Source organism: Streptomyces sp. Tue6028, from assembly GCF_002300165.1.
Taxonomy (GTDB): domain Bacteria; phylum Actinomycetota; class Actinomycetes; order Streptomycetales; family Streptomycetaceae; genus Streptomyces; species Streptomyces siamensis.
The window spans coordinates 15,815-29,819 of sequence record NZ_MLCE01000015.1; the positions used below are offsets into that span (position 1 = coordinate 15,815).

At 71.9% G+C, this 14,005-nt stretch carries 9 protein-coding genes; 3 read left to right on the forward strand and 6 right to left on the reverse strand.

The window, feature by feature from the left end:
- Positions 1 to 35: 35 nt before the first annotated feature.
- Together BKI49_RS13460 and BKI49_RS13465 are read right to left on the reverse strand one after the other, a co-directional pair.
- Positions 36 to 3,770: an ABC transporter ATP-binding protein gene (locus tag BKI49_RS13460; protein WP_095934499.1), complete on the reverse strand. Its 3,735-nt coding sequence runs from the start codon at positions 3,768 to 3,770 to the stop codon at positions 36 to 38.
- Positions 3,771 to 4,124: 354 nt separating this feature from the next.
- Positions 4,125 to 5,060 carry a serine hydrolase gene (locus BKI49_RS13465; protein ID WP_095934500.1) on the reverse strand — a complete coding sequence of 312 codons (936 nt, stop codon included), beginning with the start codon at positions 5,058 to 5,060 and terminating at the stop codon, positions 4,125 to 4,127.
- Between the two features lie 366 nt (positions 5,061 to 5,426).
- On the opposite strand from BKI49_RS13465, the gene BKI49_RS13470 reads away from it, so the two are divergent.
- Entirely contained in the window at positions 5,427 to 6,230 is an 804-nt protein-coding gene (locus BKI49_RS13470) for an endonuclease I family protein (RefSeq protein ID WP_095934501.1), read from the forward strand.
- 70 nt (positions 6,231 to 6,300) lie between these two features.
- Here the strand turns inward: BKI49_RS13470 and BKI49_RS13475 are convergent, their stop codons facing one another.
- From BKI49_RS13475 to BKI49_RS13485, 3 genes are all read right to left on the reverse strand, one after another.
- Positions 6,301 to 7,986, reverse strand: coding sequence for a thiamine pyrophosphate-binding protein (locus tag BKI49_RS13475; RefSeq protein ID WP_095934502.1), 1,686 nt, complete (start codon positions 7,984 to 7,986; stop codon positions 6,301 to 6,303).
- Positions 7,983 to 8,951, reverse strand: coding sequence for an agmatinase (gene speB, locus BKI49_RS13480; RefSeq protein WP_028803529.1), 969 nt, complete (start codon positions 8,949 to 8,951; stop codon positions 7,983 to 7,985). The genes BKI49_RS13475 and speB overlap by 4 nt, the downstream gene beginning before the upstream one ends.
- A 103-nt stretch (positions 8,952 to 9,054) precedes the next feature.
- Positions 9,055 to 10,515, reverse strand: coding sequence for a sodium:solute symporter family protein (locus BKI49_RS13485; RefSeq protein ID WP_095934503.1), 1,461 nt, complete (start codon positions 10,513 to 10,515; stop codon positions 9,055 to 9,057).
- Between the two features lie 217 nt (positions 10,516 to 10,732).
- Here BKI49_RS13485 and BKI49_RS13490 point away from each other — a divergent pair, with 217 nt between their 5' ends.
- On the forward strand, positions 10,733 to 12,274 hold the full coding sequence (locus BKI49_RS13490; protein ID WP_179332435.1) for a PucR family transcriptional regulator: 1,542 nt from the start codon (positions 10,733 to 10,735) through the stop codon (positions 12,272 to 12,274).
- A gap of 152 nt (positions 12,275 to 12,426) precedes the next feature.
- The gene (locus tag BKI49_RS13495) at positions 12,427 to 13,215 is read left to right on the forward strand and encodes a phosphatase (protein ID WP_095934505.1); all 789 of its coding nucleotides are present in this window, start codon (positions 12,427 to 12,429) and stop codon (positions 13,213 to 13,215) included.
- Between the two features lie 88 nt (positions 13,216 to 13,303).
- On the opposite strand, the gene BKI49_RS35295 is transcribed toward BKI49_RS13495, so the two are convergent.
- The gene (locus tag BKI49_RS35295; RefSeq protein ID WP_179332434.1) at positions 13,304 to 13,711 is read right to left on the reverse strand and encodes a hypothetical protein; all 408 of its coding nucleotides are present in this window, start codon (positions 13,709 to 13,711) and stop codon (positions 13,304 to 13,306) included.
- Positions 13,712 to 14,005 lie beyond the last annotated feature (294 nt).

The window sequence follows — 14,005 nt, forward strand, 5'->3', positions numbered from 1 at the left end:
GGCGCGCACCCGCCGCCGGCGGACCGCCGGGGGCGTCAGGCGGTGGACCCCACGGGTTCCTCCGGCTCCGGCGCCCCCACGAACGTCCGCCACAGCTCGGCGTAGCGGCCGTCCTGCCGCAGCAGTTCGTCGTGCGTGCCGTCCTCGACGACCCGGCCGTGGTCCATCACGACGACCCGGTCCGCGCGGGCGGCGGTCGTCAGCCGGTGGGCGACGACCAGGGTGGTGCGGCGCCCGGCGAGCCGGTCGGTGGCCTGGTTGACGAGGGCCTCCGTCGCCAGGTCCAGCGCGGCGGTGGCCTCGTCGAGCAGCAGGACGTCCGGATCCACCAGCTCGGCACGGGCCAGCGCGATCAGCTGGCGCTGCCCGGCGGACAGGTTGCGGCCCCGCTCGGCGACCTCGTGCAGATAGCCGCCCTCCAGGGTGGCGATCATGTCGTGCGCGCCCACCGCGCGGGCGGCGGCCTCCACCTCGGCGTCGGCGGCGTCCGGGCGGCCGTACGCGATGGCGTCGCGGACCGTGCCCTGGAAGAGGTACGCCTCCTGCGGGACCACGCCGAGCCGGTGGCGGTACGCGGTGATGTCGAGGGCCCGCAGGTCGGTGCCGTCGACGGTGACCTGCCCGCCCGTCGGGTCGTAGAACCGCGCGACCAGCTTCACCAGCGTCGACTTGCCGGCGCCGGTCTCGCCGACGAAGGCGACGGTCTGCCCGGCGGGTATGCGCAGCGACACCCCGCTGAGGGCCTCCTCCGCGTCCTGGCCGTCGGCGGCGTTGTAGGCGAAGTCGACGTCCTGGAAGGCGATCTCGCCGCGCAGCGAGCGCACCTCCATCGGCGCGTCGGCGGCCTTCGTCGACGTCGGCTCCCGCAGCAGCTCCTGGATACGGCCGAGCGAGACGGTGGCCTGCTGGTAGCCGTCGAAGACCTGGGAGAGCTGCTGGACGGGCGCGAAGAACAGGTCGATGTAGAGGAGATAGGCGACCAGGGCGCCGGTCGTCAGGGTGCCCGCGTCCACCCGGTGGGCGCCCACGATCAGCACGGCCGCCGCCGCGACCGACGACAGCAGCTGCACGAACGGGAAGTACACGGATATCAGCCGCTGCCCGCGGATCCGCGCCTGGCGGTAGCTGTCGCTGCGCTCGGCGAACCGCCGCCCGCCGGAGCCCTCGCGCCGGAAGGCCTGGAGGATCAGCAGTCCGGACACCGACTCCTGGAGGTCGGCGTTGACCACCGACACGCGCTCGCGGGCGAGTTCGTACGCCTTCACGCTCGCCCGGCGGAAGAAGAACGTGGCGACGATCAGCGGCGGCAGCGTCACGAAGACGACCAGCGCCAGCTGCACGTCGATGACCAGCAGCGCGCCCATGATGCCGAAGAAGGTGACGACCGAGACGAACGCGGTGACCAGACCCGTCTGGAGGAATGTCGACAGGGCGTCGACGTCGGTCGTCATGCGGGTCATGATCCGGCCCGTCAGCTCCCGCTCGTAGTAGTCGAGTCCGAGGCGCTGGAGCTGCGCGAAGATCTTCAGGCGCAGCGTGTACAGGACGCGCTCGCCGGTCCGTCCCGTCATCCGGGTCTCGCCGATCTGGGCCGCCCACTGAATGAGCACGGTGACCAGTCCGAGGCCGGCCGCCGCCCACACCGCGCCGAGGGCCATGCGGGTGACGCCCTCGTCGATGCCGTGCCGGATCAGCACGGGGAGCAACAGACCCATGCCCGCGTCGACGGCGACGAGCCCGAGGCTCACCAGGAGGGGCGCCCCGAAGCCGCGCAGCAGCCGCCGCAGACCGTAGGAGTCCTCGGAGGTGACGGCGCGGGCCTCGTCGACGTGCGGGGCGTCCACGGCGGGCGGCAGGGCCTCCACCTGGGCGAGGAGCTCGGGAGTGGCGGGCATGCCGGTGAGCGCGTCGTCCTTGGGCTCACGGTCGCCGGTCCACAGGTGCGGGGTGACGCCCCGCTCGGCGTCGAACTCTGCGTCCAGCTCATCCCGTACGGAGGTGTCCTCCGGCGGGACGGACGGCTGTTCGTGGCCGGGCGAGACCCCGCCGAGCTCGTCCGGGTCGGTGAGCAGGCGCCGGTAGAGCGGGGAGCGGTCCTGGAGCTCCTCGTGGGTGCCGATGTCGGCGAGGCGCCCGGCGTCGAGCACGGCGATGCGGTCGGCGAGGTTGAGGGTGGAACGCCGGTGCGCGATCAGCAGGGTCGTGCGGCCCTCCATGACCTGCTTGAGCGCCTCGTGGATCTCGTGCTCGACACGGGCGTCGACGGCGGACGTGGCGTCGTCGAGGACCAGCAGGCGGGGGTCGGTCAGGATGGCGCGGGCCAGCGCGACCCGCTGGCGCTGGCCGCCGGAGAGAGTGAGGCCGTGCTCGCCGACCTTCGTGTCGTACCCCTCGGGCAGCTCGGCTATGAACCGGTCGGCCTGGGCGGCACGCGCGGCCGTCTCGATCTCGTCCTGGGTGGCCTCGGGGCGGCCGTACGCGATGTTGGCGCGCACGGTGTCGGAGAAGAGGAAGGAGTCCTCGGGGACGAGCCCGATCGCCGCGCGCAGCGACTCGGTCGTCAGCTCGCGGACGTCGTGCCCGCCGATGAGGACGGCGCCATGGGTCACGTCGTAGAAGCGGGGCATGAGCAGCGACACCGTCGACTTGCCCGACCCCGAGGAGCCGACGACGGCGAGGGTCTCGCCCGGCCGGATCTCGAAGCTGAGCCCGTCGAGGACCGGCCGCCCCTTCTCGTAGCCGAAGGACACGTCGTCGAACTCGACGCTCGCGGGCGCGTCGGCCGGCAGCGTCTTGGTGCCCTCCTGGATGGACGGCCGGGTGTCGATCAGTTCCAGCACGCGCTCGGCACCGGCGCGGGCCTGCTGTCCGACGGTGAGCACGACGGCGAGCATGCGCACGGGTCCGACGAGCTGGGCGAGGTAGGAGGAGAACGCGACGAAGGTGCCCAGGGTGATCTGTCCGCGCACGGCGAGCCAGCCGCCCAGCGCGAGCATCGCGACCTGGCCGAGGGCCGGGACGGCCTGGAGCGCGGGGGTGTACTTGGCGTTCAGCCGTATCGTGCGCAGGCGCCCGGCGAAGAGCCGGCGCCCGACCTCGCGGAGCTTCCCGGTCTCCTGCTCCTCCTGTCCGAAGCCCTTCACCACGCGTACGCCGGTGACGGCGCCGTCGACGACGCCCGCGACGGCGGCGGCCTGCGCCTGCGCGTACCAGGTGGCGGGGTGCAGACGGGAGCGGCTGCGCTTGGCGATGAACCAGAGGGCCGGGGCGACGGCGAGCGCGACCAGGGTCAGCGGCAGGGACAGCCAGGCCATGATCACGAGAGACATCACGAACAGCAACAGGTTCCCGATGGTCATCGGGAGCATGAAGAGCAGGCCCTGGATCAGCTGTAGGTCGCTGGTGGCCCGCCCGACGACCTGGCCGGTGGACAGTTCGTCCTGACGCCGCCCGTCGAGCCGGGTGATCGTCTCGTACATCTCGGTCCGCAGGTCGTGCTGGACGTCGAGGGCGAGGCGGCCGCCGTAGAAACGGCGGACGTAGGTGAGGCCGTAGACGAGGACGGCGGCGCCGATGAGCGCGCCGGCCCAGGGCGCCATGCCGCGGGTGTGGTCACCGACGACGTCGTCGATGATCACCTTGGTGATCAGCGGGACCAGCGCCAGGACCGCCATGCCCGCGAGCGAGGAGCCGAGCGCGAGCAGGACGTCCTTCGGGTAGCGCCACGCGTACCCGGCGAGCCGCCGTGCCCATCCCCGCTGCGTCTCCACGCCGATGCCTTCCGTCCGTCCTGATCTGCCGGGAGAGCCAACGCCGAAACAACCGGATTTCATCCCTCCGCAACAATTCTCGTACGGAACGACGGCGGAATCACGCTCGGTGACGAGGGTCCGGGCGACGTGGACGGTGCCGCGACTGTCGTCGCCTGCCGGAGAGGTGACCAGAGAGGGGCGGCCGGGCGGGCTCGGCCACGGTCCGTGACCGTGGGGCGCCTCGGTGTCACCGTGGAGAGGGGTGGACCGGGCCGTTCGCTGCGCGCGACGACGCGGAAGATCCACCCGGCCGGGTGCTGCCCGGCCGGGCCTCGGAGCCGGATGCCCGCGCTCCGAGACCCGTGGGACGGGTCAGCCGTTGGACGGCACCGCCGGGAACGCCTCCTGGGGCGTGCTGGTCGGCACGTACCGCTGGACGGTGGCGCTGCTCGTGGACGTCGTCGGGACCAGGTCCCTGTGGATGACCTTGGCGACGTTCTGGATGGTGGTGACGCCGTAGTTCATGGTGCTGTTGCCGTGGGTGAGCACCGTGATCATGTAGTCGTGGCCGCCGCCGTTGAAGGTGCCGACGCTGTGCACACGCCAGCCGTGCGTGGACCGCGACAGCCAGCCGTTCTTGACGTGCACGGCGACGGACGAGGGCGCCCCGGCCGGCGTGCCCCAGCGCTGGGAGGAGATGACCTGGCCCATGAGCTTGAGGATGTACGCCCGGGAGTTGTCGCTCAGCACGGTGTTCTTGGCGGTGACGAGCTTGAGCAGCTTCTGCTCGTCCGTCACGGTGATCTGGGTCAGGCCCCAATAACCGCCGGTGCCCGGCTTGGTCTGGGTCATGGCCGCCGCCGCGAGGAAGCCCTTGATCTTCGTCATGCCGAGCTGATTCCACAGGCTCGTGGTCGCGTTGTTGTCCGACTTGGTGATCATGGCCTTGGCGAGGTCGGCCTCGCGCTGCGTGAGGTAGCGGTTGTGCTTCTTGGCGTCCCACAGCAGCGTGGCGAGGACGGTCACCTTGACGACGCTGGCGGAGTCGTAGGCCGTGCTCGAACGCAGCGAGCACGTCGTCTTGGTGGTCCGGTCGTAGAGACCGACGGCGACGGTGCCCGAACGGCCCGCGAGCGCGGCGGTGATGTCCCTCTGCAGTTTGGCGGCCAGGCCCGCCTTGGCCGATGTGCAGCTGACCTGAGGCGTCGCGGCGGCGGCGGGCGCGGCGGATGCCACGAACGGCACGACCACCGCGGCACCGAGGCTCGCTGCGAGCACACGGGCACCCCGGGATATCCGGTGAGTCATGGAGGCTTCCCATCCCCTTGAACCGATACGAGGGCGCCTGAGGCGCGCTCGCCCCTGTTGACTCACACACCCGGCCGAAAGTTGTACGGACGTTCCCCGCGGGGTGATTCGAGTCCGGCACCCCCGACCGCGCCGCCCGGCGGGGGGCGAACCACCCCGCCGGGCGGACCCCGAACCACCCCGCCGGGCGGCCCTCCCGTCGCACTCCGGACGAGGGCCACCGGCGCGTCAAAGGGCCTTCACAGCAGGCGACTTGCGAGGTTCCGACACACAACGGTCACCTCGCCTTCACCACCTTGTACACATGTCCATGTCACGCTCCGGTTGCCCGCTCAATCAACCCGCGTAGATCGGACGGCCCCCACCATGCCCGTGACGCACACGCACCGCTGGAAGACGCCGGCACTGGCCGTTTCGGCCCTGCTCGTCGGCCTCACGCTGCCCGCGGCGACAGCCGGCCCGGCGAGCGCGACGACGACCTCGTACGACAGCACGTACTACAAGAACGCCGTCGGCAAGACGGGTGCGAGCCTCAAGTCCTCGCTGCACACCATCATCAGCAGCCAGAGCAAGATCTCGTACGCGGCGGTCTGGGACGCGCTGAAGGTCACCGACCAGGACCCGAACAACAGCAACAACGTGATCCTGCTCTACAGCGGCGTCTCGCGCGCCAAGTCCCTCAACGGCGGCGACACGGGCGACTGGAACCGCGAGCACGTGTGGGCCAAGTCGCACGGCGACTTCGGCGAGGTGACCGGACCCGGCACCGACCTGCACCACCTGCGCCCCGCGGACGTCCAGGTCAACAGCATCCGCGGCAACAAGGACTTCGACAACGGCGGCAGCGCGGTCAGCGGCGGGGGCGGCAGCCTCACCGACTCCGACTCCTTCGAGCCGCGCGACGCGGACAAGGGCGACGTGGCCCGCATGATCCTCTACATGGCGGTCCGCTACGACGGAGGCGACGGCTTCGCCGACCTGGAGCCCAACGAGAAGGTCAACAACGGCAGCAACCCGTACATCGGCAAGCTGTCCGTCCTCAAGCAGTGGAGCGACGAGGACCCGCCGAGCGCCTTCGAGGAGAAGCGCAACCAGGTCATCTACGACACGTACCAGCACAACCGCAACCCGTTCATCGACCACCCGGAGTGGGTCGACGCGATCTGGTAGACGCACGACGGCGGTGAACTCCCTCCGCAGAGGAGGGTGTTCACCGCCGTACGGTGTCCGGCGCGGCCGGTCAGCCCAGGTGCGTCGGCGCGAACATCCGCAGCACCGCGGGGAGCAGCACAACCGAGGGGCCGGGCGTGGCCAGCGCCTTCGCCAGGTCCTCCTCCAGGGTCTCGGCGCTCGTGCGCACGCCCGGCACCCCGAAGGACTCGGCCAGGGCCACGTAGTCCGGGCGGGACAGTTCCGTCGCGGTCGGCCGGCCGAAGGCGTCCGTCATGTACTCGCGGAGGATGCCGTACCCGCCGTCGTCGACGATGAGCCAGGTGACGTTCAGGTCGTGCTGCCGGGCCGCGGCGAGCTCGGCGATCGAGTAGAGGGCGCCGCCGTCGCCGGAGACCGCGAGGACCGGGCGGGTGGGGTCGGCCACCGCCGCGCCGAGGGCCGCCGGGAAGCCGTAGCCGAGGCCGCCCGCGCCCTGGGCGGAATGCATGGTGTTCGCACCGCGCGCGTCGAACGCCGACCACGCCCAGTACGCCAGGATCGTCATGTCCCAGAACGACGGGGAGTCGTCCGGCAGGGCCCGGCGCACCGACGCCAGCACCTGCTGCTCCAGGGTGAGTTCCTGGGAGCCGATGCGCTCGGCGACCTTGTCGAGGACCGTGCGCACCCGTTCGGCGGCCGTCGGGTCCGTGCGCTCCCCGACCGTCTCCAGCAGGGCCTGGAGGGCGAGGCGGGCGTCGGCGTGGACACCGAGCGCGGGGTGGTTGGACTCCAGCTTGCCGAGGTCCGCCTCGATCTGGATCACCCGGCCGCGGGGCTTGAACGTGTGGTAGTTCGAGGAGAGTTCACCGAGGCCGGAGCCCACCACCAGGAGGACGTCCGCGTCCTCCAGGAAGTCGGTGGTGTGGCGGTCCTCCAGCCAGGACTGGAGGGAGAGCGGGTGCTCCCAGGGGAAGGCGCCCTTGCCGCCGAAGGTCGTGACGACGGGGGCCTGGAGCCGCTCCGCCAGCTGGAGCAGCTTGCCCGCGGCGTCCGCGCGGACCACTCCCCCGCCCGCGATGATCGCCGGCCGGGCCGCCTTCGACAGCAGGTCGGCCGCCACCGCGGTCAGTTCGGGGCGCGGCGCCAGGTCCTCGGGGGTCGCGTCCACGGCGGTCACGACCGGCAGGTCCGTCCCTGCGAGGAGCACGTCCTGCGGGATCTCCACCCAGACCGGTCCGTGCGGAGCGGTCAGCGCCGACTTCCAGGCCGCCGCGATCGCCGACGGGATCTGCGACTGCGTACGGACCGTGTGGACCGACTTCACGATGCCCCGGAACGACGCCTGCTGGTCGGGGAGTTCGTGCAGATAGCCGTGGCGTCCGCCGCCGAGGCCCGCGGTGGGGATCTGGCTGCTGATCGCGAGGACGGGGGCGGAGGACGCCGCCGCCTCCTGGAGCGCGGCCAGGGAGGTCAGCGCTCCCGGGCCGGTCGACAGCAGCAGCGGCGCGGCCTCGCCGGTGATCCGGCCGTAGGCGTCGGCCGCGAACCCCGCGTTGTTCTCGACGCGCAGGCCGACGTACCGCAGCGAGGAACGGCTCAGCGCGTCGAACATGCCCAGCGCGTGCTGGCCGGGCAGTCCGAAGACGGTGGTCGCCCCGAGACCCGTGAGGGTCTCCACGACCAGGTCTCCGCCGTTGCGGCCGGCGGGCGGGTCGAGCGCGGCCTGCGTCTGTGCCGCCGTCGGACGGAGTACCAGGTCGTGGTCGTGAGTCACTTGTTCCGGGCCTCCGCGATCTGGCGGGACATGATGGTGGTCAGCTCGTACGCCGTGTGGGACGCGGCCACGGCGGTGATCTCCGCGTGGTCGTAGGCCGGCGCGACCTCCACGACGTCGGCGGAGACCAGGTTGCAGGAGGACAGTCCGCGCAGGATCTCCAGCAGCTCGCGGGAGGTCATGCCGCCCGCCTCCGGGGTGCCGGTGCCCGGGGCGTGGGCCGGGTCGAGGCAGTCGATGTCGATGGAGATGTAGAGCGGGCGGTCGCCGATGCGCTGGCGGAGCTGGTCGGCGACCTCGTCCGCGCCGCGGCGGTAGATGTCGGCCGAGGTGACGATGCCGAAGCCCATCTTCTCGTCGTCGGTGAGGTCCTGCTTGCCGTACAGCGGGCCGCGGGTACCGACGTGGGAGAGCGCCTCGGTGTCGAGGATGCCCTCCTCGACGGCACGGCGGAACGGGGTGCCGTGCGTGTACTCGGCGCCGAAGTACGTGTCCCAGGTGTCGAGGTGCGCGTCGAAGTGGAGCAGCGCGACCGGGCCGTGCTTCTTGGCGACCGAGCGCAGCAGCGGCAGCGCGATGGTGTGGTCGCCGCCCAGGGTCATCATGCGGGCGCCGGTGCCGAGGATCTCGTCCGCGGCGGCCTCGACGGTCTCCACGGCCTCGTTGATGTTGAACGGGTTCGCCGCGATGTCGCCGGCGTCGGCGACCTGCGCGAGGGCGAACGGAGAGGCGTCCTGCGCGGGGTTGTAGGGGCGCAGCAGCCGGGACGCCTCGCGGATCGCGTTGCCGCCGAAGCGGGCGCCCGGCCGGTACGAGACGCCGGAGTCGAACGGCACGCCGACCACGGCGACGTCGGCGGTGCCGACCTCGTCGAGGCGCGGCAGCCGGGCGAAGGTCGCGGGGCCCGCGTACCGCGGGATGCGGGACGAGTCGACGGGACCGCGGGGCGTCTCGTTGCTGCTCATGGTGAAGTGCCTTTCCTCTTACGCGTCATCGCGTATTTACAGCTATGCGCAGTCCTGTACATGTATGCAGGGCTATGTACTTCTTTGTACGACTGCGAGGACTCTACTGGTGAGCCGGGACCGGCTCGGACTGGGGTTCGGAGCCCCGGCCGGCCAGGCGCTCCCGCCAGGCGGCGAGGACGGCGGCCTCGGTCGGCTTGGTGGCCAGGGACACCACCACGTAGGCGACGAGCGAGGACAGCAGGCCGTAGTAGACGGGCTCGTTGGCGAGGATGCCGTAGCCCGCCATCAGGCCGATGACCGCGAGGCCGCCGACGACGACGGAGGCCAGTGCGCCGGCCGCCGTGCCGCGCTTCCACAGCAGGCCGCCGAGGATCGGTACGAGCAGGCCGCCGACGAGCAGGTTGTAGGCGACGGTCAGCGCCTCGACGACGTTGTTGAGCGCGATCGCCGTACAGATCACCGCGACGCCCATGATCAGGATGAAGGCGCGGTTGCCCTTGACCTCGTCGTGCTCCTCGCTGTCACGCTTGACCACCCCGCGCAGCTTCGCCCAGATGTCGTTGTTGGCGACGGTGGCGCAGGCGATGAGGGCGCCGGAGGAGGTGGACATGACGGCCGCGAGGGCGGCGGCCAGCACCAGTCCGCGCACACCGACCGGGAGTTCGTCCTTGACGATGGTCGCGAAGGCCGTGTCGGCGCTGGGCAGCTTCGGGTACATCACCTTGGCGGCGGTGCCGATGACGGCGCCGGCGAGGGCGTAGACCAGGCAGTAGGTGCCCGCGACGGTGCCGCCCCACTTGGCCGTCTTGTCGCTGCGCGCGGTGAACACGCGCTGCCAGATGTCCTGCCCGATCAACATGCCGAAGGTGTAGATGAGCACGTAGGTGAAGATCGTCTCGCCGCCGATGCCCAGCGGATCGAAGTACTCGGTGGGCAGCTTGGCCTTCATCTCGCTGAAGCCGCCGGCCTTGACCACCGCGATGGGCAGCAGGAGCAGCAGCACACCGATCGTCTTCACGACGAACTGCACCATGTCGGTGAGGGTGATCGACCACATGCCGCCGAGCGTCGAGTACGCCACGACGATGGAGCCGCCGATCACGATGGCGAGCGTGCGGTTCATGTCGAACAGGACGTCGAAGATCGTGGCGTACGCGATGGTCGAGGTGACCGCGAGCATGAGGGTGTACGCCCACATGACGACACCGGAGATCACGCCGGCCCGGCCGCCGTAGCGCAGGTCGAGCATCTCGGAGACGGTGTAGACCTTCAGCCGGGCGATACGCGCCGAGAAGAAGATCGACAGGGCGAGCAGGCCGAGCCCGATGGTGAACACCATCCAGGCGCCGGAGAGCCCGTACTGGTAGCCGAGGCCGACGCCGCCGATGGTGGACGCGCCGCCGAGGACGATGGCGGCCATGGTGCCGGAGTACATGGCCGGGCCCAGCCGTCGTCCCGCCACGAGGAACTCGCTCTTGGACTTGGCGCGGCGCATGCCCCACCAGCCCATGGCAAGCATGCCGGCCAGGTAGACGACGATCACTGTGTAGTCGACGGCCATGCTGGGCCCTCCTTCGCGCACTCTCGGTGGCGTGTCGTGCAGATGGTTGGGGGACGCGGCCGGGAGCAACGCCCCGGCCGGGAGACCGACAGCGGATCGCGGGGACATACGCCCGTACCCGCGGCTGCCGACGGCACTGACCCTAGGTGGCCGAAAAGCGACTCTGAAGTGTACGTTTCATCCACTGTTCTTGAACCGGATGGAGGGAACGTCCACCATGCCGGACCCATCTGCCCCTTTCGCAACTCCCACCCCACCCACCACACCGGTGCCGCTGAGCGCGCTGACCGCCCGGGAGGACCTCGGCCTGCGCCAGATCGCCGGACCGGTGGACGAAGGCACGCTGATCCACTGGGCGCACACGTCGGAGATGGCGGACCCCTATCCGTACCTGCTCGGCGGCGAGCTGCTGCTGACCGCCGGGGTGCACGTCCCGGAGGCGGCGGGCCCGGACGGGGGCCCTCCCCGGCCGGGCGGGGCAGGCAGCCTGGAGGAGTACTTCGACGCCTACGTCTCCCGGATCGTGGCGGCGGGCGGGGCGGCACTGGGGTTCGGGCTGGCCCCGGTGCACGACACCGTGCCGCTGGCGCTGGTCGCCGCCTGCGACGCCCACGGGCTTCCCCTGCTGGAGGTCCCGCCCCAGACCACCTTCTCCGGGGTGGCGCGCGCCGTCTGGCAGCTGATGGCCCAGGCCCGCATGGCGGAGCTGCGGCGCACCACGGAGGCCCAGCAGAGCCTTGCCGCAGCCGCGGCGCGGCCGGACCCGGTGCCCGCCGTGCTGCGGCAGCTCGCCCAGCGCGTGAGCGGCTGGGCCGTGCTGTACGGACCGGACGGCGCGGTACTGGCCACGGCCGGCCGGGCGGCCCCGGCCGCGGAGTCCCCCGCCGCGAGGGCCCTCGCGGAGCTCGCCGGCGTCGTGCGGCCCGAAGAGGGCAAGGGCCCCGGCCCCACCTCCGCCGCCGACACCGCGGGCGGTCTCCACCTCTTTGCCTACGCCCTCGGCGCCGGGCGGGGCTTCGTGCTCGGCGTCGGCGCACCGCACCGGGAGCCGGGGGACCACACCATCGCCTCCGTGGCGGCCGTGCTGCTCTCCCTGCTCACCGGGGAGCACCAGAGCGGCAGCGGCGCGGCGCGCACGGCGGCGCTCGTCCGCATGCTGCTCGGGGCCGCGCCGCAGGACGTGGCCCCGCTCCTCGGCGGCGACCGCTGGGTCGTCGTGCATGCGCGGCCCGCCGCCGACGGCCCCGCGCCGGACGCCGTCGCCGCGTCCGCGCTGGGGGCGGCGGTGGGCTCCGCGCTGGTCGACACCGGCGGTGACGTCGTCCGCGTCCTCGTCCCCGGCGACCGCGTGCCCGCCGAGCAGGCGGGCTGGACGTGCGGGGTCAGCGCGCCCGTCACCCCGCAGGAGTGGCCGACCGCCGACACCCAGGCCGCCCGCGCCCTGGCCCGCGCCCGCGCGACGCGCACCGCGCTGGTCCGGCACGGCGAACGTCCGGTGCTGGCCGACCTCGTCCCCCCTGAGGACGCCGAGGCCCACGCCCGCACCCTGCTCGCCCCCGTCGCCGGCACCCCCGCGCTCACCGAGACCCTCCGCACCTGGCTCTCCCTGCACGGCAGTTGGGACCGCACGGCGGTGGCCCTGTCGGTGCACCGCAACACGGTCCGCCAACGCATCGCCCGGTGCGCCGCGTTGCTCGGGGCGGACCTCGACGATCCGGATGTGCGGATGGAGTTGTGGTTCGCCCTGCGGCAGGACTGACGTCTGCGGGCGCAGCGTCCCGGCGCGTCGGCAAGGCCGCAGGTCCGCGAGCCGGCACGGGCACATGAGTGCCCGTCGGCCGCCGAGTGACCCGTGTCCCAGCGGTCGGGACGGCCACCCCCGGGACCGGGCGCACCGGCACAATGGGAGGCATGCCGATACCCGGGACCCCCAGCCGCGCCGAGCTCGTCGACCACCTCGTACAGACCCGCATCGCGGGTGACGTCGCCACGCCCCGCGAGAACAACCTCTCCCACTACCGCAAGCTCGCGAACGGCGACCGGAACTTCTGGCTCGGCCTGGAGCTCGGCGACCGCTGGACCGACGAGCAGGACGTCCTCGCGGTGATGGCGGAGCGCTGCGGGGTGAGCGACGATCCGGAGTACCGGTACGGGCAGGACACCATCGACCCCGAACTGACGGTGGACGCGCTGGAGCGGGCCGCGGCCCGGTTGCGCAAGGCGGCCGACGGCGAGCAGCGGGTGCTGTTCGCGACCGGGCACCCGGGGGGTCTGCTCGACGTGCACCGCGCGACCGCCGCGGCCCTGCGTGCCGCCGGCTGCGAGATCGTCGTCATCCCGGACGGTCTGCAGACCGACGAGGGTTATGTCTTCCAGTTCGCGGACGTCGCCGTCCTGGAGCACGGCGCCACCCTCTGGCACACCCACTCCGGCGAGCCGATGCGGGCGATCCTCACCGGTCTGGAACGCGAGGGCCGTCCACTGCCCGACCTGGTCGTCGCGGACCACGGGTGGGCGGGCTGCGCCGGCCAGCTCGGCCTGGACTCCATCGGGTACGCCGACTGCAACGACCCCGCGCTGTTCCTCGCGGAGGCCGAAGGGACGCTCCAGGTGACGATCCCTCTGGACGACCACGTCAAGAGCCCGCGGTACTACGACCCCCTGACGGCCTATCTGCTGGCCGAGGCGGGCCTGGCGTAGCCCCGTCCACGGCCCCTGAGCCGTGGACCGGCGCGATGTGCGACTCCGCTGACGGAGTCGCACATCGTCCTATTCGGTGCGGTGGGGATCAGTGCCCGCCACCGCCGCCACCGCCGCCGCCGTGGCCGCCGCCACCGCCGCCGCCGTGACCGCCGCCACCGCCGCCGTGACCGCCGCCACCGCCGCCGTGACCGCCACCGCCGTAACCGCCGCCGCCGTGGTCGCCGCCGCCGTAACCGCCGCCGCCGTGGTCGCCACCGTAGCCGCCACCGCCGTGGTCGCCGCCGTAGCCGCCGCCGTAGCCGTTATCGTCGTCGTCGTAGCCGCCGCCGTAGCCGTAGCCGTTGTCGTCGTCGTCGTTCCAGGAACTGCTGTAACCGGAGTCGTGGTTCGAGCTCGCCGAAGCGGTGCCCGCCGTGCCGATCGCGGCACCTCCGGCCATCAGCAGACCGGCGGCCGACATCACGAAGACGCGCCTGGCGCGTTGTGATCGCATGGGAAAATACCTCTCCATCGTCTCTCGCGGCTCCCTGAAGGACCGACGCGAGGTGGATGGCCGCCGCCGCAGTAGAAGGAAGAAGATGCGGCGCGGTCTATGGGCTTACCGCGGCATTCTGAGGGGCACGGCCCTGCCGCCGACGTCTCCAGAGCCCCCTGCGCCAGGTTGCGCGGGTGACCGCTGTGACCGGGTTCCCGCGGTGACGGAACCTCGTCGGACGGTATGCCGTGCGTCGCGGCATTTCACCCATAAAGACTAATCCCGCACCCGTCACTCGTCATCTCGAGAGCA

What these genes read in the sequence shown, in the direction of transcription:
- BKI49_RS13465 (WP_095934500.1), bottom strand. Translation starts at nt 5,060, where the DNA reads ATGACTCACCGGATATCCCGGGGTGCCCGTGTGCTCGCAGCGAGCCTC.
- BKI49_RS13495 (WP_095934505.1), top strand. Translation starts at nt 12,427, where the DNA reads ATGCCGATACCCGGGACCCCCAGCCGCGCCGAGCTCGTCGACCACCTC.
- BKI49_RS13470 (WP_095934501.1), top strand. Translation starts at nt 5,427, where the DNA reads ATGCCCGTGACGCACACGCACCGCTGGAAGACGCCGGCACTGGCCGTT.
- speB (WP_028803529.1), bottom strand. Translation starts at nt 8,951, where the DNA reads ATGAGCAGCAACGAGACGCCCCGCGGTCCCGTCGACTCGTCCCGCATC.
- BKI49_RS13490 (WP_179332435.1), top strand. Translation starts at nt 10,733, where the DNA reads ATGCCGGACCCATCTGCCCCTTTCGCAACTCCCACCCCACCCACCACA.
- BKI49_RS35295 (WP_179332434.1), bottom strand. Translation starts at nt 13,711, where the DNA reads ATGCGATCACAACGCGCCAGGCGCGTCTTCGTGATGTCGGCCGCCGGT.
- BKI49_RS13485 (WP_095934503.1), bottom strand. Translation starts at nt 10,515, where the DNA reads ATGGCCGTCGACTACACAGTGATCGTCGTCTACCTGGCCGGCATGCTT.